The sequence below is a fragment of the Pedobacter ginsenosidimutans genome (assembly GCF_001442625.1).
Classification (GTDB): Bacteria; Bacteroidota; Bacteroidia; order Sphingobacteriales; family Sphingobacteriaceae; genus Pedobacter; species Pedobacter ginsenosidimutans.
Map to the genome: position 1 here is coordinate 101,767 of NZ_LMZQ01000006.1, position 22,149 is coordinate 123,915.

Sequence of the window (22,149 nt, forward strand, 5' to 3'; positions counted from 1 at the left end):
CGATAGGCGATATGATATGTTTGTTTTGTACTTCAAAACTTTTTTCCGTAAAATAATTTCTTGTTCACTCTATATTCAATACTTTGAAAACACTTAAAATCGCTATCCAGAAATCGGGTAGGTTAAACGAAAAATCTGTAGAAATACTTAAAAACTGTGGTTTATCTTTCGAAAACTACAAAAGCTCGCTCATCTCAACCGTTACCAATTTTCCTTTAGAAATTCTTTTCCTTCGGGATGATGATATTCCTGAATATGTACAGGATGGCATTGCCGATTTGGGTATAGTTGGTGAAAATGTAATTCTAGAAACCAAAGCTGAGGTAGATTATCTTCAAAAATTAGGCTTCGGAAAATGCACCTTAAAAATCGCTGTTCAGGCTACCAGTAATATCCAAAAACTGGAAGAGTTAAATGGCAAAGCGATTGCTACTTCTTACCCGGTAATCCTCGAAAAATTCTTACAGGAAAAAGGTATAAAATCTGATATCAGAACCATTTCTGGATCGGTAGAAATTGGCCCCGGTTTAGGTTTAAGTGATGCCATTTTTGATATCGTATCAACAGGTGGAACATTAAAGAGCAACGGACTAAAACCTTTCGCTGATGTGATGCAATCGGAAGCTGTCTTAATCGGAAATAAATCAATAGCCAACAATCCTGAAGTTGCAGAATTGCTTCAACGCATCCGCTCTGTACTCAGCGCAAAATCTAACAAATACGTGGTACTAAATGTATCAAAAGATAACCTTCAAAAAGTAGTCGATTTACTTCCGGGTGTGAAAAGTCCAACCGTGGTTCCGCTCTTCGAACCTAACTGGGTGGCTGTTCACTCTGTAATTGCCGAGGAAGATTTCTGGGATAAAATAAACAGTTTAAAAGCAGCAGGTGCTGAAGGCATCTTGGTAATGCCAATCGAGAAAATAATCAAGTAAAATCGTTTAAACTCACATTAACTATTAGTTAATTTTAAATTATAAAACATTGAAAATCTACAATTATACAGATTTATCTAAATCAAAAATTGAAGAACTTTGTTCGAGGCAAATTGAAGACGATAAACTGGTTGAAGAACGGGTAACCGGCATCATCAGCACAGTAAAAAAAGATGGCGACCAGGCGCTTTTCAACTTCGCAAAAGCATTTGATAAAGTTGATCTGGAGAAGCTATTTTTAGATGCAGAAGAATTGAAAGCAATTGCATCTACCATTCCCACCGAAGCAAAAAAAGCGATTGATACTGCTTACCAAAACATCAAAACTTTTCACCAGTCGCAGTTAAAAACTGAAGATAAAATCGAAACGATGCCTGGCGTTCTGTGCTGGCGCGAATCGAGGGCAATTGAAAAAGTTGGCCTTTATATTCCAGGTGGAACTGCCGTTTTACCGAGCACTTTTTTAATGCTGGCTACTCCGGCAATCATCGCAGGCTGTAAAGAAATTGTAGTGTGTTCTCCTCCGCAGCGTGATGGTAAAACCAATTGTTATCTTGCTTATTGCGCAGTGCTACTGGGCATCGAAAAAGTATTCCTGATTGGGGGTGCACAAGCTGTTGCAGCAATGGCTTTCGGAACAGAAAGTGTACCACAGGTATATAAGATCTTCGGCCCAGGTAACCGTTATGTAACTACAGCAAAAACAATGGTTCAAAATAAAGTAGCTATTGATATGCCTGCAGGACCATCAGAGGTATTGGTCATCGCTGATGAGACTGCCAATCCGTCATTTATTGCTGCAGATCTACTCGCGCAGGCGGAGCATGGAACTGATAGTCAGGCTATTTTAGTATCTACTTCAAATCAGATCATTGCTGATACTTTAAAAGAAATTGAAAATCAGCTTACTATCCTACCACGCAAGGATATAGCGGCTAAAGCAATAGCCAATTCTTATGCAGTTTTAGCTGAAAACCTGGATGAGGGGATGCAATTTTCAAATGAATATGCACCAGAGCACCTAATATTGGCTACTGAACATTTCCAAAGCCTTATTCCATCGATTATCAACGCTGGATCAGTGTTTTTAGGCAACTTTACACCTGAAAGTGTTGGCGATTATGCCTCGGGAACAAACCATACTTTACCAACCAGTGGCTTCGCAAAAGCTTATTCGGGTGTATCAACTGATGCTTTTCTGAAAAAAATCACTTTTCAGCATCTGTCAGCTGATGGATTAAACAACATTGGCACTACAGTTGAAATACTTGCAGAAGCTGAGGGCCTCGAAGCGCATAAGAATGCGGTGAGTATTAGATTGAAGAATTAAATTAAGGTAAACCTATATAATGAGGCCGTCATGCTGAATTTATTTCAGCATCTATATAATTAAAAAGACCCTGAATTAAATCCGATAGCTATTGGATCAGGGTGACGAATAAAAATATTAAAATGGACATTAACGATTTAGTAAGAGAAAATATAAAAAACCTTCGCCCCTACTCTACCGCAAGGGATGAATTTAAAGGTCAGGCATCAGTATTTTTAGATGCAAACGAGAACAGTTATGGCTCGCCATTACCGGCAAATTACAACCGTTATCCTGATCCATTGCAACTGGATCTGAAAGATGCAATCAGCAAAATAAAAGGCGTACCAATTGAAAATACCTTTTTAGGAAACGGTAGCGACGAGGCAATAGATTTATTGTTTCGCGCATTCTGTAATCCTGGAAAAGATAATGTAATTGTGCTGCCCCCAACCTATGGAATGTATGAAGTTTCGGCCAATATAAACGATGTAGAAATACGCAAAGTTAGCCTGCTTCCGAACTTCCAATTGGACATGGAAAAAATCGCAGAAACGATTGATAAAAACACGAAATTAATTTTCATTTGTTCGCCAAATAATCCGACCGGAAATTCCATAAACCGCGAAGATATTGAAACTATTTTAGCCAACTTTAATGGTATCGTTGTGGTGGATGAAGCCTACATTAATTACGCCCGTCAGAAGACCTTTATTCAAGAGTTAACTGAGTACGGAAACCTGGTTGTTTTGCAAACTTTTTCGAAGGCTTGGGGGCTTGCTGCTTTACGTTTAGGCATGGCATTTTCTTCAACAAAAGTGATCGATGTTCTGAACAAAATTAAGCCACCTTACAACATCAATCAGGCTACGCAGGATTTAGCTTTCGAAGCACTAAAAAACATCGCTCAGGTGAACGTTTGGATTAAAGAATCGGTTGCAGAAAGAGACCGTTTAAGCAAGGCGTTAAATGCATTAAATATTGTTAAAAAAGTATATCCTTCTGATGCTAATTTTATTCTGACGGAAGTTACCGATGCTTTGAAAATTTATGATACTTTGGTTGATCAGGGTATCATTGTACGCGACCGTTCTAAAGTAACTTTGTGTGAAGGATGTTTAAGGATTACGGTGGGTACAAAAGAAGAAAACGACAAACTATTAACTGTTCTAGAAAATTTTTAAGATGAAACCATCATGAGCATACCGCTCGCAAACAGCAATGAACCGAGCCTGCGAGCTCATTAATGCCATTTAAAAACAATCACCAACAAATTAATAATTATATTCCAATGAAAAAAGTATTGTTTATAGACCGCGATGGAACGTTAAATATCGAGCCTGATGATGAACAGGTAGATAGTTTTGCGAAGCTTAAATTCTATCCGCGCTCATTATATTATTTATCTAAAATTGCAGCTGAACTGGATTATGAACTGGTAATGGTAACCAATCAGGATGGATTGGGAACACTTTCAAATCCTGAAGAAAATTTCTGGCCGATCCACAATTTCATGCTCGATACTTTTGAAGGTGAAGGTGTTCATTTTAGCGAGATTGTGATCGATAGAACTTTTGCAAAAGACAATGCCCCTACCCGTAAGCCTGGTACTGCTTTGTTGACAAAATATTTCAGTGAAGATTACGATCTGAAAAATTCTTTCGTAATTGGAGACCGATTAAATGATGTGGTTTTGGCCAAAAATTTGGGTGCTAAAGCGATTTTTCTTCGTCAGAATGATGCATTGGGTTCTACTGAAGCATTAGATAAACATGAAACGTTGTTGGATGTGATTATTCTGGAAACCAAGAAATGGGAAGACATCTACAACCTGCTTAAAGCAGGAAGCAGAAAAATTCACCACGAACGTAAAACCAACGAAACCGACATTACCATTAACCTTGATCTGGACGGAACAGGAAAAGCCAAAATCGAAACAGGATTAAACTTCTTCGATCATATGCTTGATCAGATTGCCAGACATGGAAGTGTAGATTTAGAGGTAATTGCTAAAGGCGATTTACATATTGATGAGCACCACACCATAGAAGATACTGGTATTGCCCTTGGAGAAGCATTTGCTAAAGGATTAGGCAATAAACTAGGCATTGAGAGGTATGGTTTTTGCTTACCAATGGACGACTGCCTTGCACAGGTAGCCATCGATTTTGGGGGAAGAAACTGGATTGTTTGGGATGCTGAATTTAAACGCGAGAAAGTTGGCGATATGCCTACAGAAATGTTTTATCATTTCTTTAAATCGTTCAGTGATGCTGCAAAATGCAATTTAAACGTAAAAGCAGAAGGCGATAACGAACACCATAAAATTGAAGCTATTTTTAAAGCATTTGCAAAAGCAATTAAAATGGCAATCAAACGCGATGCAGAGAAAATGGTTTTGCCAAGCACAAAGGGGGTATTGTAACCCCCCAGCCCCTAAAGGGGAGCAAAATAAAATTAGGTGAGGTAGTAAATCAATAAAAAGGGCACAATTAAGATAACTTAAGTTATGCACAATAACATAAACGATAAAAATTCAAAGTCCCCTTCAGGGGATTTAGGTGTTGGAATAGTAAATTACGGAGCAGGCAACATTTTCTCCCTTACCGCAGCATTAGATCGCTTAAATGTAACCTACGGCATGGTAAACACCGAAAACGACCTCGAAAAATATAGCCACATCATCATCCCTGGTGTTGGCCATGCGGGGGCAGCCATGGAAAAACTAAAAGGAACAGGGTTGGTTGAAGCCATTAAAAAACTAACAAAACCCGTTCTTGGCATCTGTGTGGGCATGCAGCTCATTACCGAACATTCGGAAGAGGGCGATGCAGCGCTTTTAAATATCGTTCCGGTTAAAACCAAAAAATTCGATAAGTCACTGCATATCAAAATACCACACATGGGATGGAATGCAGTTAATCCGAAAAACAATTCACTATTTGAAGGTGTTGAAGATAATACACAATTTTACTTCGTGCATTCGTACTTTATTGAATATAACCCTACTTTTGACATCGCATCTGCTGATTATGGTTTAAAGTTTTCGGCAGCGGTACAAAAAGACAATTTTTACGGCGTTCAGTTCCACCCTGAGAAATCGGGAAAAGCCGGCGAACTAGTATTAAAAAATTTTTCAAACTTAAGCTTATAAAATGTACATAATACCTGCTATTGATATTTTGGATGGAAAAGTTGTCCGTCTTCGTGAAGGCGATTACAACCAAAAAACAGAATATGATGTTTCGATCCCCGAAATGATAGAAAAATACCGTTCAAATGGTACAGATTTCATCCATATTATTGATTTAAACGGAGCCAAAGGCGATTTTAGCAATCAAAAAGCACTTTTTGAGATTATCAAAAAAACCGAAATGAAAGTGCAGTACGGTGGTGGCATCAGAACCATTGAGCAGGTAACCAATTTGCTTGACGCTGGGATACACCGCGTAATTGTAGGTACACAGGCCATTACCAACCCTGATTTCTTACCTCAATTGAGTGAAGCTTTTGCTAAAAAAGACGATTATGCAAACCGTATTGTAATTGCAATCGACGTTTTGGATGAGGTAATTAAATATTCTGGCTGGATGGAAAGTTCGCCGATTAAACTGATGGATTACGTTGACAAATGTCTTTCACTGGGTTTTTTCCGTTTCTTATGCACCGATATCAGCAAAGATGGAAAATTAGGTGGTGCAGCGATAGATTTATACGAAAAACTGCTTGAACATTCGCCTATGATTAAACTGATTGCATCAGGTGGAGTAAGTTCGATGCAGGATATTTACGACCTAGCCAAGTACCCGATTAGAAGTGTAGTGGTTGGAAAAGCAATTTACGAAGACCGCATTACCATCGAAGAAATTAAAGAGTGGAATTTGAAGGCGTTGAGCTCGATTTAAAGCGGAATTTTATATAATATTTGGCTCATTGTAATAGGCGATCGTCATGCTGCCCCGGACATCCGGGATCAGCATCTTTCATACAGTAAAGACCCTGAAATAAATTCAGGGTGATGAACCTCGCGAAGCGAAAGCTTTAAGATCGCTGCGTGCCTCGCAATGACGAAAACCCAAACAAAACACATGCTTTCAAAAAGAATAATCCCTTGTTTAGACGTTAAAGACGGCCGTACGGTAAAAGGTGTAAACTTTGTTGATTTACGCGATGCAGGCGACCCGGTTGAATTGGCGGCACAATACGCACAACAAGGTGCCGATGAATTGGTTTTTCTGGATATTACGGCCACCCACGAGCGTCGGAAAACGATGATTGAAATGGTTAAATCGGTTGCCAGGCAATTAAATATTCCTTTTACCATTGGTGGCGGAATAACCGAAATTGCGGATGCCGAAGCATTATTAAATGCAGGAGCGGACAAAATCAGCATCAATTCGGCAGCAGTCCGGAATCCTAAATTAATAGAAGATCTGGCTAAAACCTTTGGTGTGCAGTTTGTGGTTTTGGCAGTCGACACCAAATATGTAAACGGTAAAAATATGGTCCACCTAAATGGAGGAAGGCTAATTACCGAACTGGAAACCGAAAACTGGATTAAACAGGCTGAAGATTTAGGTGCAGGAGAAATTTTGTTAACCTCGATGGACCATGATGGCACAAAAGCAGGTTTTGATTGTGGATTACTCAGTAAAGTAAACCAAATGATCAATATCCCTATTATAGCATCAGGCGGGGCAGGTAGTATGGCGCATTTTACCGAGGTTTTTCAAAAGGCCAATGTTGATGCCGCACTGGCAGCTTCGGTATTTCATTATGGCGAAATCCTGATCCCTGATCTAAAGCAAGAATTAAAAAGGAATCATATTCCGGTGAGAATATAATAGTTAACTCGTCATTGCGAGGCACGAAGCAATCCTAATGCTATGGGTTCGAAACCTGCAAAAGTAGTAAGATTGCTTCGTGCCTCGCAATGACGGAAACATCATAAAAATGAATATCGATATATCAACCCTTGATTGGGATAAAACAGCTGGCTTACTTCCTGTAATTATTCAGGATTACAAAACTTTAGAGGTTTTGATGCTGGGTTATATGAATGCTGAAGCACTCGAGAAAACGCAGGCCGAAGGCAAGGTAACTTTCTTTTCTCGTTCTAAAAACCGCCTTTGGACAAAAGGTGAAACCAGCAATAACTTTTTGTTTGTTAAAGAACTTTTTGTAGACTGTGATAACGACACCATTCTAATCAAAGCGGATGCCGTTGGTCCAACCTGCCATACCGGTAGCCGTAGCTGTTTTAAAACAGATTTTAACCAGAACTTTATTTTCGAACTCGAAAACATCATAAATGATCGATATGAAAACCCCGTTGAAGGGTCTTATATCAACAAAATGCGCAACAAAGGTTTGAATAAGATTGCCCAAAAAGTCGGTGAAGAAGGTGTGGAAACGGTAATTGCTGCACTTGCTGAAACGGAAGAAGAACTCATTGGAGAAGCATCAGATCTTGTTTTTCACCTATTGTTTTTATTGAAAGAAAAAGGCTTATCGATTCAGGATATAGCGAAGAATTTAGAGAAAAGACATCAATAAGGTTTGAGGTAAAAGGTGTTAGGTTTAAGGTGCTAGATGCCTAACCTTACACCCTAAACCCTAAACCCAAAACCTCAAGAAATGCTCAAACACCTGCAAACCCTTCCCGGACACCAAAACCCTGTATATGCTTTAGCCAATTCGGATGAGGATGGTATATTTTTTAGTGCAGGAAACGATAAGGGTGTTGTAGAATGGTCGTTAAATACGATGGCTTTTGTAAAAGTTAAAATGCCGGTACAGAGCTCGGTATATTGTTTACACTATTACAATAAACAACTATTTATCGGTGAACGCAGTGGTGCGTTTAGCGTTTATGATTTTAATGATCAGAAAGTAATTGCCAGAATAAATGCACATACCAAACCTATTTTCAATATACAAACGGTAAAAGGCAAAAATGAACTTCTAACCACTGGAGAAGATGGTACAGTTGCGGTTTGGTCGTTAGTAGATTTTACAGAGATTTACCGCTTTCAGGTGGCTTACGATACCGTGAGAGCGATTGCCATTGCGCCTGATGAAAGTGAAGTGGCTTTTGGCTGTAAAGATCACCTGATCAGGATTTATAACCTGGCTGATTATAGCCTCAAACAATCTCTCGAAGGACATTCATTACCTGTTACCTCTTTGGCATATCATCCTACAGGTAAATACTTAATTTCTGGAAGCAGGGATGCACAGCTAAAAATATGGGATCTGCCCAATTACGGACTTAGAGAAACCGTTCCTGCACATATGTTTACTGTTTACGATATTGCCTTTCACCCTAGCCTGCCTTATTTCGCTACGAGTAGTCAGGATAAAAGCATTAAACTCTGGGATGCAGAGAATTTTAAATTGTATAAAATTTTGAGCTTAGAGAAGGCAGGCACCGGCCATACTCACTCCATCAATAAGATTATATGGAGCCATGATGGTAAATATCTCATTTCTACAGGAGATGACAGGCAGGTAATGGTTTGGGAGATGGAACAGATTTAGTCTACCCATTTAACAGCTGGGTAATACGCTCTAAAAATGTAGGCTGATTAATAATGGCAAATCCACCTAAAATAGATTGATCCATTTTCATTTTAACAAAAATAACATCATTTTTATTGAGATTTACTTTTAGCTCTTTACTTTCAAATCCAATATACCTGATATCCAGAATTACTTTATCCTTAAACTGTTTTCTGTCCAACCTTAATTCAAATTCTCCATTTCGATCAGTAGTTGTTCCAATCTTTGAATTTTTAACCCTGATACTCACGGCAATTAACGGTAATTTATCACCTTTATCAATAACTTTACCTCGTACGGTAACAAAATCATCTTCAGTGTTTTCTTTTAAAACATCATCTTTTAGAGATTTCTTATTATCCGTCTGAAATGTTGTGGGATATGATAACGAAATATTTGCATTAACCAATTTTGGAAAACTCAAAAAAGCCAATAAAGAAGCGGCAATCAGGCTAGGTTTAAATTGGCTAATTGCAAAATTCGATTTTACACGAATTAAACGATCAAGCTGCTCGGGCTTAAATCTTCCACAGCTTTTGCCCTGATTTTCTGTAAACCAAATATGTAATTCGTGATCGGAGAAATTGGCAAAATCAACAACTGATTTTTGACATGAACAGCAGAATTTCCCTGTATTATTATCGATCATCTCGCCCCATTTTTCATGACAAGGATTGGAAATCTGGATCTTAAAATTTGAGCTCATAAAATTCAATTAACAAATTATCTAAAGATATTTATAACACCGCTCACAATCCTCCTGCTTACAGTTGTTTTTATCGAAATACCACCAAGTCTTCCTTCCAATTGTTCGCTTACCTTATCAACAACCATTTTGTTTGTAAAATCCATCTGCATTGCATATTGTAAAACAATAGAGATCTCTTTTTCCTCTCCTAAAAGGAATAAACTCTTTTTAGCCTCAAATGCGTTTGAAGTAAAAGTCAATTCGGCGATAGTCCTGTTTTTTGGCTTTCTAATTTTAATATAAAATGAGCCATCGGCGGCCGTTTCAGCATAAATATTTTGATCTTTTAATTCGATATTTATATGATTTAAGCCAATTCCATCCTGATCATATACTCTTCCCTTTATAAAGGTATACTCTCCTTCTACATCACCCAAAACCTGGCTTTGTTGAATTTTATATTCCGTTTCCAATGGCCTTACATATTTTGCATAAGTGAATTTAGGAATACTTAAAAATGCAAAAATTGAAGCTGCAATTAAACTGGGTTTAAAAATTTTGAAAAATGGTGCGGCTTTGCCACCTAGATAACGATCAAGCTGCTCAGGCTTAAATCTTCCACAACTATTCCCTGGATTTTGGTTAAACCACCGTTTTAACTCTGCATCAGTAAAATGGGTAAAGTCTATTACAGATTTTTGGCAGGAACTGCAAAATTTCCCGTTTGAATCAGCTTGCATTCCCGCCCACTCTTCATGACAAGGATTTGAGATTTGAATTTTAAATTTAGATGGCATAAAAAATGTATCTTTTATATAGGATACATTTTCGGTTACTATTCCACAAAACGTTTGATAATTCTCAGCTTGTGCGAATATTTTCCCAATTCTTTATTAAAAATTCCCTGGTCATCAATCGGATCGATTTTTACTTTTGCTGAGGAATGGATAATTTCGTTCGGGCTTAACATAATGCCTACATGGGTAATTCTGCCTTCGTCATTATCAAAAAAAGCCACATCGCCTGCTTTGCATTCGGCCAGAAAACCAACCAGTTCACCTTGTTCAGCCTGTTGTGAAGCATCGCGGTTTAACTTAATGCCTAACATTTTAAATACGGTTTGTACAAAACCAGAGCAATCTAAGCCAAACAAATGTCTTCCACCCCATAGATACGGGATGTTTTGAAAAAACTTTGCCGTTTCGGTAACTTTATCGGTAAAATCGACAGCACTATTGTTGTATGCTTCGAAATTCAGTTTAAATTTTTCCTCGCCAGCATAACAAAAACCCTCTTTTAAAAAAGGAAGGTTACTTGCCGGACTTAAATGATATGAACTTCCATCGGCTGCTGTTAGCACATTATTGAAACTTAATGGAGCAATCAATTTACAATCGTGCATTGCTGTAAACTGGCTTTGGGTAATCGGGGCCAATTGTCTGAAATCCATCCAGCCTTGGTAACCATCATAGCCATTTTGAATGAGCCACCAGCGTTCCTCCTTCTGAATAATTTCTACATGATCGCCGAATAAAAGTTGCGAAACAATCTCTGCTTTATCTGATGCATCAGCTCTTAAGGCCGCTACAGCAACCCTACAAATACCGTATTGATTTTCCATTTAAATATGCTCGTGAAACTATTGTAAAACTAATAAAATACATCCATTGCCTAACATTTTGCACACAAATTTGTTATTTTTATGATGATCACCCTTTAAATATGCTCGCCATGAATTTTAAAAAAATATTAATTGCCGTTGATAATAGTACCTGCTCGGAAAAAGCGGCAAAAGCCGGTTACGACATGGCTGAAAAATTTGGAGCAGAAGTAGCACTGGTTAACATTATCGAGCCTATTCCGGCTAACGTAAACCCCGATTTAACCCTGGCGCCAGTGTTTTTAGAAACATATGACAACAGCGAAGAAAACAGCCACATTTTGCTCAAAGAAATGGAGACAAAATATAGCAAAGGTGCAAAAACCACCTATTTAAGTGTTGTTGATACCGCAGCGCATGGTATTATCCAACAATCAGACGAGTGGGGATCTGATCTAATTGTTATTGGCACATATGGACGTACGGGCCTGTACCATTTTTTAATGGGAAGTGTTGCCGAACACGTGGCGAGAAAATCTGCTTGTCCGGTTTTGATTATTCCTAATAAATGCGATGTTTGAGCTAAATTCAGTTCAAACAAATGAAAATTCACATATTTGGAGCTTCTGGTTCGGGCGTAACTACGCTGGGCAAAGCATTGGCAAAAAAATTAAACATCCCCTATTTTGACAGTGATCAATATTTCTGGATACCTACTGATCCTCCATTTATAACAAAACGAAATCCTAAGGAAAGAAATGACCTCATCAAAATGGCTTTAACGGAAAGTGATGATTGGGTTTTTGGTGGCTCAAGTGTGAGCTGGGGCGATGGTGTTTTTCCAGAATTTGATCTGATTGTATTTCTTTGGCTTCCACCAGAAGTGAGGTTGAACAGATTAAAAAAAAGAGAATTTGAACGTTATGGTTCTGTAATTTATCAGGATCCTGAAAGAATAAAAAAGTATCAGGATTTTATCGAATGGGCAACTAATTATGATATTGATCCGATTAAATCTGGCTTTACAGGCAGATCATTAAAAGTACATGAGGATTGGATTAAAGATTTAGACAAAGAAATTTTGCAGATTAGAGGTGATTTTACTGTTGAAGAAAGAATAAAAAAAATTATAGACTATCTATAAACTAAAAAAGGCACCAAATGGTGCCTTTAATATTATAAATATTTTATAAAGCTTATCCTTCCTGGTGTAACCAAGCTTTCTTAGCCAATAATTCTTCTTCTGTTTCGCGGATATCTTCGTCATCTACGCAACAATCAACCGGGCAAACTGCCGCACACTGAGGTTCATCATGAAAACCCTTACACTCTGTACACTTATCGGATACAATGTAATAAACTTCATCCGAAACTGCTTCTTGAGCTGCATCAGCTTCAATTTGTTGATTACCAAAATCAATGATACCATTTAAATTTGTACCATCAGAAAAACGCCATGCAGTACCGGCATCGTAAATTGCGTTATTAGGACATTCTGGTTCGCAAGCCCCACAATTTATACACTCATCTGTTATTTTAATCGCCATGTTTTCGTCTAATTCTTTTGCTTAGTTTACCTTTGCGCTGCAAATATAAGATATAATCACTTAATAATAATTCTAAATATGTCAGCATTAACTCAAGAAAAAGTAATAATCGCGTTCAACAAACTGGGTAAATTGCTTACAAACCCTACTGACATACTAGGAAATGCATTTTATAGTGCCGAAAGCACTAATGCATGGTTTACTGCAGAAAACATAAAAAAATCGATTTTATCTTTTGCTGAAATGTTAAATGAGGCTGATTTGGCCATTTGGTTCAAATCGGTTAAGTTTAGTACATCACCTAAAAAGGTTGGTTTAATCCTGGCGGGGAATATCCCATTGGTGGGTTTACATGATGTTTTAAGTGTATTGGCCACGGGTAATATTGCTTTAATCAAACTTTCTTCGGCTGATGATAAATTAATTAAAGCCGTAATTGCAGAACTCGTTAAAATAGAACCTGCTTTTGAGGATAAAATAGAATATGTAGAGCGCTTAAAAGATTTTGATGCTGTTATTGCAACCGGAAGCAACAATTCATCACGCTATTTTGATTATTATTTCAGTAAAGTACCCAACATTATCAGAAAAAACAGGAACAGTGTTGCAGTTTTAGATGGCGCTGAGAGTTTCGAAGATATTCAAAACCTGGGCAACGATATTTTTGATTATTTTGGCTTAGGCTGTAGAAATGTATCTAAAATCTATTTCCCAAAAGGTTACGATATTGCAAATTTTTACGAAGGCGTAGAAAGTTTTCAGCCTATTATCAACCACTTTAAATACAATAACAATTACGATTACAATAAATCTATCTATCTGGTTAATGCGGCTAAGCACTTCGACAATGGTTTCTTGTTATTAAAAGAAGATGAAAGCCTGACATCACCTTTGGCTGTTCTCTTTTATGAAGAATACGAGCAGTTACAAGCGCTTGAAGATAAACTGAAAAACCAATCAGAAAACATTCAATGTGTGATTAGCAAATCGCCTTTAAGTTTAAACACTTTCGGTTTTGGCCAAAGTCAGCACCCTAAACTTTGGGACTATGCAGATAATGTAAATACCGTTGAGTTTTTGAATGGGTTAAACTAATATCGGCCAGTAACTTTGCTCACTGATGGCATTTAGATTTTAAATTTATTTAATATTGCATAAATCTGAGCCAGTAAATGCACTCTCTATCAAAAGCGTTATTCTTTATTTATATCCTCCTGTTTGCAAATTTTGCAAAAGCGCAGCTTTGTAGCGGAACTTTTGGACAACCACTCATTAGTCAGACATTTGGGCAGGGAAACAATACTGACAGCTGGTATGGTCCATTGGCGCAATATGCACCAGGTGCCTCAACATTTACAGAATTTATTGGTCCCCCAGGGCCGAGCAATTCTGCTTTAAGGGCTAATCAATCAGGATTAGTTAAAACGCCTGCAACACCTGGTAATCCCTTTCCCATTTATTGGCAGCCACATGCTGATCATACCGGAGATCCCAATGGCTTGATGCTTCTAATCGACGGAATTGCCACACGAACCGTATTTTTTGAGCAACGAATGGATAATTTGTGTCCAAATACTATTTTACGCTTATCAATCTGGGTATTAAATGCAAATTCACCGGCTGCCAATGCCCAAACCCCAAACATGATCTTACGCATCACCGATCCTAATGGTAATGTATTAAATGAGAAACCTACTGGAAGTGTGCACGCAGACCTCACTTGGCATCAATATTTTGTAGATTTCACTAATGGCAACAGCTCAACCATAACCTTACAACTAATTAACAGTACACTAACAAATAGCGGCAACGATTTTGCTTTGGATGATATCACCGTACAAGCTTGCGGCCCGGCCATCGCTCCATTTTTCAACACGAATGCCTCTTTATTAAATATGTGTGAAGGTAATACCAGCAATTTCATTTTAGATGCAAATATTACCGCAGGATATACAAACGCAGTTTACCAATGGCAGGAAAATACGGGTAGCGGTTGGGCTGACATTGTTGGCAAAACAACGAAACAAGCTGCTATAGATTTTTCAGATCGCATAGCTGGCACTTATCAATATCGGTTAATTACGGCTATGAATGGTAATATTGATAGAACTTACTGCAGGGCAGTATCGGAGCCAATAAAGGTTACTGTAAATCCATTGCCAACAGCCATTGCAGAAAATTCTGGACCGGTTTGTATTGGTAATAACATTCAGTTAAATGCATCTGGCGGAACAAGTTACAGCTGGACGGGCCCGAATCAATTTAGCTCAACAGATAAAAGTCCATCCATCCCCAATGCTACTAAAGCGATGGAAGGCATTTATACTGTTCAGGTAACTGCAAATGGGTGTACATCGCCTGCAACAACAACTGTTGAAATTTTAGAGCCAATAATTCCAATAACCAATATCCAAAATGCAACCATTTGCAAAGGTAAATCGGTTCAATTAGAAGCATCGGGTGGCTCTACCTATCTTTGGCACCCATCAAAAGGTTTGTCAGATCCTCAAATCGCTAACCCAATCGCCTCACCAACTGAAACCACGACATATACTGTTCAGGTTTCAAACGGAAAATGTCCGGCCGAAGCAGAAATCACCGTCAATGTGAATAAAAATGTAATGGCCGATGCAGGTGCGGATCAAACGATTGTAACTGGACAGCCGATAATTTTAAATGGTAAAGTGAGTGGTGATGATTTTACCTATTTCTGGACACCATCAGATTATCTTGACGATCCCACCAAACTCAATCCCATTGCTACACCAACTGAAGACATTACCTATACTTTACATGCTAGCTCAAATTTAGGCTGTAACAGTAGCAGTGATGAGGTTTTCATCAAGGTTTATCCAAAAGTGGTAATCCCCAATACCTTTACGCCAAATGGTGATAATGTAAACGATACCTGGAACATTCCAGCTATTACATCTTTCCCCAATTCAATTGTGAAAGTAACCAACCGATATGGCCAGCTCGTTTATCAGAGTACCGGAAATTTTAAGGGCTGGGATGGAAAAATGGATGGGAAAGATCTTCCTCCGGCAATATATTATTACAGCATTTATTTAAACAAAGATTTTAAAACCTATACCGGCTGGGTAATGCTGATGAGATAAAAAGGACTTCTTACTTTCGCTTATCATTTGGAAATGCTATTTTTGGACACAATGTATATCGTTAAAGTTAAAGGCATAGCCAAAATTCCAGATTACGTACAGTTAAGAGATGACAAGTTTACACTTTTAGCTTATTTTAGGGTTGATAGGCCTGATAAATCGCTGGAAAAACTCGGACTTGGCGACAAGCAAGAATACATTATGGAAATGGTTAAAGATTTGCCTTTCGGGCAGATTGCAAAATTAGAAATATAATATGGCAGGCAACTCAGTAATTCATTTAAGCAATGTTGATGTTTTTCAACAGAAACATTTAGTCCTCTCAAACGTAAATTTACACATCGAAAAGGACGAATTTGTCTTCCTGATCGGTCAAACAGGTTCGGGTAAGAGCAGTTTGCTTAAAATATTATATGGCGACTTACATATTGGTAATGGCGAAGGTAATATTGCCGGTTTCGACCTTAAAAACCTGAAAGAAAGTCAGGTGCCGTTTTTACGCCGTAAATTAGGAGTAGTTTTCCAGGATTTTCAATTGCTTACTGATAGAACCATTGAAAAAAACCTTGAATTTGTGCTTAAGGCAACAGGTTGGAAAGACGAAAAACTAATTAACGAACGCATTAAAGATGTTTTAGACAAAGTTGGTTTGCGTTCTAAAATCAAAAAAATGCCACACGAAATTTCTGGTGGTGAGCAGCAGCGTATTGTTATTGCAAGAGCTTTGTTAAATGATCCGGAGATTATTCTTGCTGATGAGCCTACAGGAAATTTAGATCCGGAAACATCAGAAGAAATTGTAACCCTTTTAAAACAAATTAGCCAGGCCGGAACTGCGGTATTAATGGCTACACACGATTACCATATCATCCGTACTTTCCCTTCGCGTATTATTAAATGCGAGAATGGAGTTGTGCACGAAGATGCACAAATCGTATAAAAAATTCTGACATCCGTCAGCTAATCAGCCAATCTGTTCAGATAAATACAAATAAATCTGACAGCTTGGCTGATTTCCGTTTATGGCAAAATAGTTGAGATCAACACAAAAAAATTCAGCCCAGTATTATGTTTAATAAGAAGAAAAATAACGATAAAGAAGAAAATATAATGAATCCTGAAAATACATCAGAAAATACTGCTGAGAATGTAGAGAATACTGATGCTCCTATCGCTGAAACTGAGCAGGCACCCGAATTATCTGCAGAAGAAAAATTGCAAGCGGAAGTTCAACAACTTAACGACAAATATTTACGTTTATACGCTGAGTTCGATAATTATAAACGTCGTACACAAAAAGAACGTGTAGAATTATTGCAAACGGCTGGTAAAGATGTAATTGTTTCACTTTTACCTGTTTTAGATGATTTCGACCGTGCTTTAAAAGCAATGGAAACTGCTGCTGACGTTGCCCCTGTTAAAGAAGGTATTTTATTGGTAAGCACAAAGCTAAAAAACACTTTAGCACAAAAAGGATTGAAAGATGTAGAAAGCATCAGTCAACCTTTCAATACCGATTTCCACGAAGCAATTACCAATATCCCTGCTCCTAGCGATGATCTTAAAGGGAAAGTGATTGATGAAGTTGAAAAAGGTTATACCTTAAATGATAATGTAATCCGCTTTGCTAAAGTTGTAGTTGGAGCGTAAGGAAATTGAAAAGTTGGAAGGTTAAAAGTTGGAAAGTTGCAGTAGCAATAGCAACAATTAACCCCAAGCAAGAAAATTAATAAAACTGGTGTTTGTTTTTGGGTCAGGAACATTAAACGTTTCAACTTTCAAACATTTCAACGTTTATAAAGAAGATGAGTAAAAGAGATTATTACGACGTACTAGGCGTAACTAGGGGCGCAGCCGCTGATGAGATAAAGAAAGCTTACCGCAAGATGGCGATTAAATATCATCCAGATAAAAATCCAGGAGATAAAGCTGCTGAAGATAAGTTTAAGGAAGCTGCCGAAGCTTACGAAGTTTTAAGCAGTCCTGATAAAAAACAGCGTTATGATCAATACGGTCATGCAGGTGTTGGAGGCGCAAGTGGCGGTGGTTACGGCGGTGGCGGCATGAACATGGACGATATTTTTAGCAATTTCGGCGATGTATTTGGCGGTCACAATCCTTTCGAAAGCTTTTTTGGTGGCGGTGGCGGTCAGCAACGTGGCGGTCGTCGTGTAGCCAAAGGCTCTAACCTACGTATAAAAGTTAAATTAACACTTGAAGAAATTGCACATGGTGCAGAAAAGAAAATCAAGGTTAATAAACTAATTGTTTGTAAAACCTGCGACGGCTCCGGTGCGAAAGATAAATCATCGGTAAGTACCTGTGGTACCTGCGGTGGCAGCGGCCAGGTGCGTAGAGTAACCAATACTATTTTAGGTCAGATGCAAACAGCATCTACCTGCCCTACCTGTAACGGTAGCGGTCAGCAAATTACCTCAAAATGTACAGTTTGTCATGGAGACGGTGTTGTACGTGGCGAAGAAACCATTACCATCAATATTCCTGCTGGTGTAAGTGAAGGTATGCAGTTAAGCATGAGTGGAAAAGGAAATGCAGCACCTAATGGCGGTATCCCAGGCGATTTAATCATTTTAATTGAAGAAACGCCACACGAAACTTTAAAACGCGAAGGCAACAATATCGTTTACGATTTACATTTAAGCTTCGTTGATGCTGCTTTAGGAATGAGCATTGAAGTACCAACCATTGATGGTAAAGCAAAAATCAAAATCGATCCGGGTACACAAAGCGGAAAATTATTACGCTTAAAAGGTAAAGGTTTACCAGAGGTGAATTCTTATCATAGAGGTGATGAGATCATCCACATCAACATCTGGACACCAAAAGCTTTAAGTAGCGACGAACGTAATGCTTTAGAGAAATTACGTGAATCGCCAAACTTTAAGCCTCAACCGGGTAAAAATGATAAGAGTTTCTTCGAAAGAATGAAAGAATACTTCGAGTAATTAATTAAATATAAATTGAAAAACCGATGTCGCAAGCATCGGTTTTTTTTATTTTATAAGCATCATACCAAAAACCCCTATTTTAGTGAAGTCACATGTTATCATTTCACTACTAAAACCATACCTATAAACTTGGGTAATCCATTTTTCGCCGTATCAGATAGTAACATCTGACACCACAGATATCTGAGCATAAATTGCTTATTTTTTGGGTTACCATATCCATAAAACAGGTATTAATTTCAAAATATGGACGAACTCAATACCGCTTTCAGAAAGTACCCAATAGCATCAGTAATATTTGCATTGTATTTAATCGGTTGGATTTCTCCAGTCCTGATTGAGGTTTTCTTTGCTTCGACAAAAAACGAGTCGCAATTAAAAAACAATCATTCACCGTTTGCCGGATTTTTAACACTTTCAATTTTCTACTTGTTAATTATGTTGATAATAGGTTTTGTAGCTAAGAGAAATAACTTCTATTTAAAGTTATCCGGCTATATTGGTGTCTCATTAATTATTTTTATCGTCATATATAACGGATAATAAACCTTTTCATTTACAGTCTGTTTTCTATATATGAAATGGAGAATTGGTTGCTCAGGCTTCTATTATCGCGAATGGAAAGAGATTTTCTACCCAAAAGGTCTGGCACAAAAAGATTGGTTTAAATATTATTGCGAGCATTTTAATACAATAGAGATCAATTCTACTTTTTATAAAATGCCAACTCAAAAATCTTTCGATAAGTGGTATAATGAAAGTCCGGGTGATTTTTTATTTACGATTAAGGCACCGCGGCTGATTACACATTATAAACAGTTCAATGAATGTGAACAACTCATAAACGATTTTTACGAGGCTATTCAAATCGGACTAAAAGAGAAATTGGGATGTGTACTGTTTCAGTTTCCACCAAAGTTCGATTATAGCGCGGAACGGTTAAACCTTTTGATCGAAAATTTAAGCCCTGATTTTAAAAATGCGGTAGAGTTTCGCCACATCAGTTGGTTTGATGAAGAAATTTATAAAAACCTCGCTCAAAAAAACATCATATTTAGCGGCCAAAGCTATCCTTCTGCCTTACCTGATGATGCAATTCAGAATGCAGAAACTGTGTATTACCGTTTTCACGGGAAGCCTGTGCTTTACAAATCAGAATACGACATCAATGTTATTGAAGCATTCAAAAATCAGATCAAGGATACAGAAAGCGAAATTTTTGTATATTTTAACAATACCTGGGGAGTTGGGGCATTACATAATGCGAAACAGCTACAGGATTTAACGCAACAGGTTATTTAGTGAAGTGAGATGTCTCTGACTGTTCAGGTAAAACTAAGTAGCAACTCCGGTTATTTTAATTTTTGCTGTGTCAGATGGTAACATCCAACTCCACAGAAATTTCACACAATAATAAACAAGTAGATTTTGGAAGGCAATTGCAATACTCATATTAAAGCTAGTCGGGCTATACGCTGTAGTCCCGATGAAAAATCGGGAGCTACCGCTGCTATCCCGTTTATTTACCTGGGTTTGTGCTACTATTTATGGAAACCTCGCAAGAGTGTAAATTTATAAGCCACTTGCTATCCTGCCAAAACCAAGAGCTACTGAAAAATAAACCTGTTAGCAATGGTATTTCGTTCTACGACCCTTAATTTAGCAATACGAAATTTAATGGATAGCAGGACGACAGTTACCAAAGAACTACTGCCACTGCTTTCCAAAACACAAAAATATAAACTATGCGAATTGCAGTTATCGACCTAGGTACGAATACCTTCCATTTACTTATTGCTGAAACAGCAGGAAATCAGCCTGAAGTTTTATACAAAACCAATGTACCTGTTAAATTGGGAGAAGGAAGAATTAACGACAATATTATCATTCCTGCAGCTTTTGAAAGGGGGATAAACTGCCTTGAAACGTTTAGCCATACAATTGCTCAATATCAGGTTAATGAGATAAGAGCTACAGCTACTTCTGCGGTTAGAAGTGCAGAAAACGGACAAGATTTTGTACATGCAGTAAAGGAAAGAGCCGGAATAAACATCGAAACGATTAGCGGCGATGAAGAAGCTGAATTAATTTACCAAGGTGTAAAACTGAGCGGAGCAATTACAGAGACATCTTTGATTATGGATATTGGTGGCGGAAGCGTAGAATTTATCCTGTGCGATCCCGAAAAACTGATCTGGAAGAAAAGTTATAACATTGGGGCGGCACGTTTAATGCAGCAGTTCTTTAAATCAGATCCCATAACCGACGATGAAAAGAATGCCATTTTATTTCACATTCAAAATCAACTGGCAGATCTTTTCGAAATCTGTGAAAAATACCATCCTGAAATTTTAATCGGATCTGCTGGGGCATTCGAAACATTCGCAGAGCTTATTATTAGAAAAAACAACTTAAAAGCAGATATTAATACTGCCAAAACCTTCGCCTTCAATTTCGATGATTACATTTCAACTTCGATCAAGCTACTCAATGCTACGCATAACGAACGTGCCGAAATGCCAGGCATGATCCCTTTAAGGATTGATATGATTGTGATCGCTGTTTTACTTACAAACTATGTTTTAGGCCGATGTAAAATAAACCGCTTAACGCTTTCTACCTATGATTTAAAGATGGGGGTTTTGGCCAGCATGATATAAAAAAAATGATCCATACGGATATGGATCATCGAGAGATTAGCGTATATTAATTTAGGATTATTTCTTCTTAATTGAGGGGATTACTATTCCCATGATCATGGGCTCAGCCTTATTAAGCTTAAGGCTGCTTTGTTTTTCCTTAGAAAAATCAATGGTCAAAAATGCCCTATACCTCATGCTTTCAACCACTAATTTATTATTGTTTAGATCAAATTTGTTATCTAAAGTGATTTCATACCGCCCATTTTTATCGGTTAATGCAAAAAATTTGGTGTCAAGAATGGCTAATCTTATGCCTGCAGCAGGTTTATTGTCGGCACCGATAACGTAACCGCATATTTTTTTGGATACAACTGTTTTTTTATCATCTGTTTTGTGGTTTATACTTCTTGTTATTTCAATCGGCATTTTCAAATTTTCTGCCCTGGCATCCATCACAAAAATACTCATCCCTATGGCGAGTACACCAAGATATTTCATCCAGTTTCTATTAGTGGTGGGCACAACCGATAAATGATGGTTAAGCTGGTTTAATTGAGCTTGGCTTAAACGCCCACATACAGAAGAACTGGCACCTGCCAATACACTAATGATTTCGGCATTGGTATAGCCCGAAAAGTCAATTACATTTTTGCTACAGGCTTTACAGAAATTAAAGCCCTCTCCTTTATCCATTTCATCCCAGTTTTCTAAACATGGCTCGGCTATGGTAACTTTGTTAATTCTCGTTTTCATCGTGTTAATTTTCATAGATGATGAAT

General features: G+C 37.8%; 24 protein-coding genes. 19 read left to right on the top strand and 5 right to left on the bottom strand.

Going from position 1 to position 22,149, the window contains the following annotated elements; translation table 11 throughout:
• The first annotated feature begins 83 nt into the window (after positions 1-83).
• The 9 genes from hisG to ASU31_RS10865 all read left to right on the top strand — a co-directional run bounded on the left by hisG (position 84) and on the right by ASU31_RS10865 (position 8,784).
• Positions 84-935, top strand: coding sequence for an ATP phosphoribosyltransferase (gene hisG / locus ASU31_RS10825; protein ID WP_057932343.1), 852 nt, complete (start codon positions 84-86; stop codon positions 933-935).
• A 49-nt stretch (positions 936-984) separates the two neighbouring features.
• Positions 985-2,265, top strand: a complete 1,281-nt coding sequence (gene hisD, locus ASU31_RS10830; protein ID WP_057932344.1) for a histidinol dehydrogenase — start codon at positions 985-987, stop codon at positions 2,263-2,265.
• Between the two features lie 122 nt (positions 2,266-2,387).
• Entirely contained in the window at positions 2,388-3,428 is a 1,041-nt protein-coding gene (gene hisC / locus ASU31_RS10835) for a histidinol-phosphate transaminase (protein ID WP_057932345.1), read from the top strand.
• A gap of 107 nt (positions 3,429-3,535) precedes the next feature.
• The gene (gene hisB, locus ASU31_RS10840) at positions 3,536-4,669 is read left to right on the top strand and encodes a bifunctional histidinol-phosphatase/imidazoleglycerol-phosphate dehydratase HisB (protein WP_057932515.1); all 1,134 of its coding nucleotides are present in this window, start codon (positions 3,536-3,538) and stop codon (positions 4,667-4,669) included.
• Positions 4,670-4,753: 84 nt separating this feature from the next.
• Entirely contained in the window at positions 4,754-5,398 is a 645-nt protein-coding gene (hisH, locus tag ASU31_RS10845) for an imidazole glycerol phosphate synthase subunit HisH (RefSeq protein ID WP_057932346.1), read from the top strand.
• A 1-nt stretch (position 5,399) separates the two neighbouring features.
• Complete coding sequence (gene hisA / locus ASU31_RS10850; protein WP_029278668.1) at positions 5,400-6,149, top strand: 1-(5-phosphoribosyl)-5-[(5-phosphoribosylamino)methylideneamino]imidazole-4-carboxamide isomerase; 750 nt, start codon at positions 5,400-5,402, stop codon at positions 6,147-6,149.
• Positions 6,150-6,332: 183 nt separating this feature from the next.
• Positions 6,333-7,088 carry an imidazole glycerol phosphate synthase subunit HisF gene (gene hisF, locus ASU31_RS10855; protein ID WP_057932516.1) on the top strand — a complete coding sequence of 252 codons (756 nt, stop codon included), beginning with the start codon at positions 6,333-6,335 and terminating at the stop codon, positions 7,086-7,088.
• Between the two features lie 109 nt (positions 7,089-7,197).
• Entirely contained in the window at positions 7,198-7,800 is a 603-nt protein-coding gene (gene hisIE / locus ASU31_RS10860) for a bifunctional phosphoribosyl-AMP cyclohydrolase/phosphoribosyl-ATP diphosphatase HisIE (protein WP_057932347.1), read from the top strand.
• Between the two features lie 81 nt (positions 7,801-7,881).
• Positions 7,882-8,784, top strand: coding sequence for a WD40 repeat domain-containing protein (locus ASU31_RS10865; protein WP_057932348.1), 903 nt, complete (start codon positions 7,882-7,884; stop codon positions 8,782-8,784).
• Between the two features lies 1 nt (position 8,785).
• On the opposite strand, the gene ASU31_RS10870 is transcribed toward ASU31_RS10865, so the two are convergent.
• Genes ASU31_RS10870 through ASU31_RS10880 form a run of 3 tightly spaced genes read right to left on the bottom strand, consistent with a single transcriptional unit; the run spans position 8,786 to position 11,114 of the window.
• Positions 8,786-9,511, bottom strand: coding sequence for a carboxypeptidase-like regulatory domain-containing protein (locus ASU31_RS10870; protein ID WP_057932349.1), 726 nt, complete (start codon positions 9,509-9,511; stop codon positions 8,786-8,788).
• 17 nt (positions 9,512-9,528) lie between these two features.
• The gene (locus tag ASU31_RS10875; protein ID WP_157257976.1) at positions 9,529-10,290 is read right to left on the bottom strand and encodes a hypothetical protein; all 762 of its coding nucleotides are present in this window, start codon (positions 10,288-10,290) and stop codon (positions 9,529-9,531) included.
• Positions 10,291-10,328: 38 nt separating this feature from the next.
• Positions 10,329-11,114 (bottom strand): C40 family peptidase, encoded by a 786-nt coding sequence (locus ASU31_RS10880; RefSeq protein ID WP_057932351.1) that lies wholly within the window; start codon positions 11,112-11,114, stop codon positions 10,329-10,331.
• Between the two features lie 110 nt (positions 11,115-11,224).
• Here ASU31_RS10880 and ASU31_RS10885 point away from each other — a divergent pair, with 110 nt between their 5' ends.
• Both ASU31_RS10885 and ASU31_RS10890 read left to right on the top strand, forming a co-directional pair.
• Positions 11,225-11,674, top strand: a complete 450-nt coding sequence (locus ASU31_RS10885; protein WP_057932517.1) for a universal stress protein — start codon at positions 11,225-11,227, stop codon at positions 11,672-11,674.
• 20 nt (positions 11,675-11,694) lie between these two features.
• On the top strand, positions 11,695-12,237 hold the full coding sequence (locus ASU31_RS10890) for a P-loop NTPase family protein (RefSeq protein ID WP_057932352.1): 543 nt from the start codon (positions 11,695-11,697) through the stop codon (positions 12,235-12,237).
• Positions 12,238-12,289: 52 nt separating this feature from the next.
• On the opposite strand, the gene ASU31_RS10895 is transcribed toward ASU31_RS10890, so the two are convergent.
• Positions 12,290-12,640: a 4Fe-4S dicluster domain-containing protein gene (locus ASU31_RS10895; protein ID WP_025143125.1), complete on the bottom strand. Its 351-nt coding sequence runs from the start codon at positions 12,638-12,640 to the stop codon at positions 12,290-12,292.
• A 78-nt stretch (positions 12,641-12,718) separates the two neighbouring features.
• Between ASU31_RS10895 and ASU31_RS10900 the strand changes: the two genes are divergently transcribed.
• The 8 genes from ASU31_RS10900 to ASU31_RS10935 all read left to right on the top strand — a co-directional run bounded on the left by ASU31_RS10900 (position 12,719) and on the right by ASU31_RS10935 (position 21,388).
• A complete protein-coding gene (locus ASU31_RS10900; protein WP_057932353.1) occupies positions 12,719-13,735 on the top strand; it encodes an acyl-CoA reductase in 1,017 nt (338 codons plus the stop codon).
• Positions 13,736-13,812: 77 nt separating this feature from the next.
• Complete coding sequence (locus tag ASU31_RS10905) at positions 13,813-15,759, top strand: T9SS type B sorting domain-containing protein (RefSeq protein ID WP_057932354.1); 1,947 nt, start codon at positions 13,813-13,815, stop codon at positions 15,757-15,759.
• Positions 15,760-15,810: 51 nt separating this feature from the next.
• The gene (locus tag ASU31_RS10910) at positions 15,811-16,014 is read left to right on the top strand and encodes a hypothetical protein (RefSeq protein ID WP_057932355.1); all 204 of its coding nucleotides are present in this window, start codon (positions 15,811-15,813) and stop codon (positions 16,012-16,014) included.
• 1 nt (position 16,015) lies between these two features.
• On the top strand, positions 16,016-16,699 hold the full coding sequence (locus ASU31_RS10915) for a cell division ATP-binding protein FtsE (protein ID WP_029278680.1): 684 nt from the start codon (positions 16,016-16,018) through the stop codon (positions 16,697-16,699).
• 128 nt (positions 16,700-16,827) lie between these two features.
• Complete coding sequence (locus tag ASU31_RS10920) at positions 16,828-17,409, top strand: nucleotide exchange factor GrpE (RefSeq protein ID WP_029278681.1); 582 nt, start codon at positions 16,828-16,830, stop codon at positions 17,407-17,409.
• Positions 17,410-17,564: 155 nt separating this feature from the next.
• Entirely contained in the window at positions 17,565-18,725 is a 1,161-nt protein-coding gene (gene dnaJ, locus ASU31_RS10925) for a molecular chaperone DnaJ (RefSeq protein ID WP_029278682.1), read from the top strand.
• A gap of 579 nt (positions 18,726-19,304) precedes the next feature.
• Positions 19,305-20,030, top strand: coding sequence for a DUF72 domain-containing protein (locus ASU31_RS10930; protein WP_057932356.1), 726 nt, complete (start codon positions 19,305-19,307; stop codon positions 20,028-20,030).
• A gap of 443 nt (positions 20,031-20,473) precedes the next feature.
• Entirely contained in the window at positions 20,474-21,388 is a 915-nt protein-coding gene (locus ASU31_RS10935) for a Ppx/GppA phosphatase family protein (RefSeq protein ID WP_057932357.1), read from the top strand.
• A gap of 57 nt (positions 21,389-21,445) precedes the next feature.
• Here the strand turns inward: ASU31_RS10935 and ASU31_RS10940 are convergent, their stop codons facing one another.
• Positions 21,446-22,123, bottom strand: coding sequence for a peptidase associated/transthyretin-like domain-containing protein (locus ASU31_RS10940; RefSeq protein ID WP_157257977.1), 678 nt, complete (start codon positions 22,121-22,123; stop codon positions 21,446-21,448).
• Between the last annotated feature and the right edge of the window lie 26 nt (positions 22,124-22,149).

Excerpts from the sequence above, each read along its gene's own strand:
- hisC (WP_057932345.1), top strand. The coding sequence starts at position 2,388 with ATGGACATTAACGATTTAGTAAGAGAAAATATAAAAAACCTTCGCCCC.
- hisB (WP_057932515.1), top strand. The coding sequence starts at position 3,536 with ATGAAAAAAGTATTGTTTATAGACCGCGATGGAACGTTAAATATCGAG.
- hisH (WP_057932346.1), top strand. The coding sequence starts at position 4,754 with ATGCACAATAACATAAACGATAAAAATTCAAAGTCCCCTTCAGGGGAT.
- hisA (WP_029278668.1), top strand. The coding sequence starts at position 5,400 with ATGTACATAATACCTGCTATTGATATTTTGGATGGAAAAGTTGTCCGT.
- hisF (WP_057932516.1), top strand. The coding sequence starts at position 6,333 with ATGCTTTCAAAAAGAATAATCCCTTGTTTAGACGTTAAAGACGGCCGT.
- hisIE (WP_057932347.1), top strand. The coding sequence starts at position 7,198 with ATGAATATCGATATATCAACCCTTGATTGGGATAAAACAGCTGGCTTA.
- ASU31_RS10865 (WP_057932348.1), top strand. The coding sequence starts at position 7,882 with ATGCTCAAACACCTGCAAACCCTTCCCGGACACCAAAACCCTGTATAT.
- ASU31_RS10870 (WP_057932349.1), bottom strand. The coding sequence starts at position 9,511 with ATGAGCTCAAATTTTAAGATCCAGATTTCCAATCCTTGTCATGAAAAA.
- ASU31_RS10875 (WP_157257976.1), bottom strand. The coding sequence starts at position 10,290 with ATGCCATCTAAATTTAAAATTCAAATCTCAAATCCTTGTCATGAAGAG.
- ASU31_RS10880 (WP_057932351.1), bottom strand. The coding sequence starts at position 11,114 with ATGGAAAATCAATACGGTATTTGTAGGGTTGCTGTAGCGGCCTTAAGA.
- ASU31_RS10885 (WP_057932517.1), top strand. The coding sequence starts at position 11,225 with ATGAATTTTAAAAAAATATTAATTGCCGTTGATAATAGTACCTGCTCG.
- ASU31_RS10890 (WP_057932352.1), top strand. The coding sequence starts at position 11,695 with ATGAAAATTCACATATTTGGAGCTTCTGGTTCGGGCGTAACTACGCTG.
- ASU31_RS10895 (WP_025143125.1), bottom strand. The coding sequence starts at position 12,640 with ATGGCGATTAAAATAACAGATGAGTGTATAAATTGTGGGGCTTGCGAA.
- ASU31_RS10900 (WP_057932353.1), top strand. The coding sequence starts at position 12,719 with ATGTCAGCATTAACTCAAGAAAAAGTAATAATCGCGTTCAACAAACTG.
- ASU31_RS10905 (WP_057932354.1), top strand. The coding sequence starts at position 13,813 with ATGCACTCTCTATCAAAAGCGTTATTCTTTATTTATATCCTCCTGTTT.
- ASU31_RS10910 (WP_057932355.1), top strand. The coding sequence starts at position 15,811 with ATGTATATCGTTAAAGTTAAAGGCATAGCCAAAATTCCAGATTACGTA.
- ASU31_RS10915 (WP_029278680.1), top strand. The coding sequence starts at position 16,016 with ATGGCAGGCAACTCAGTAATTCATTTAAGCAATGTTGATGTTTTTCAA.
- ASU31_RS10920 (WP_029278681.1), top strand. The coding sequence starts at position 16,828 with ATGTTTAATAAGAAGAAAAATAACGATAAAGAAGAAAATATAATGAAT.
- dnaJ (WP_029278682.1), top strand. The coding sequence starts at position 17,565 with ATGAGTAAAAGAGATTATTACGACGTACTAGGCGTAACTAGGGGCGCA.
- ASU31_RS10930 (WP_057932356.1), top strand. The coding sequence starts at position 19,305 with ATGAAATGGAGAATTGGTTGCTCAGGCTTCTATTATCGCGAATGGAAA.
- ASU31_RS10935 (WP_057932357.1), top strand. The coding sequence starts at position 20,474 with ATGCGAATTGCAGTTATCGACCTAGGTACGAATACCTTCCATTTACTT.
- ASU31_RS10940 (WP_157257977.1), bottom strand. The coding sequence starts at position 22,123 with ATGAAAACGAGAATTAACAAAGTTACCATAGCCGAGCCATGTTTAGAA.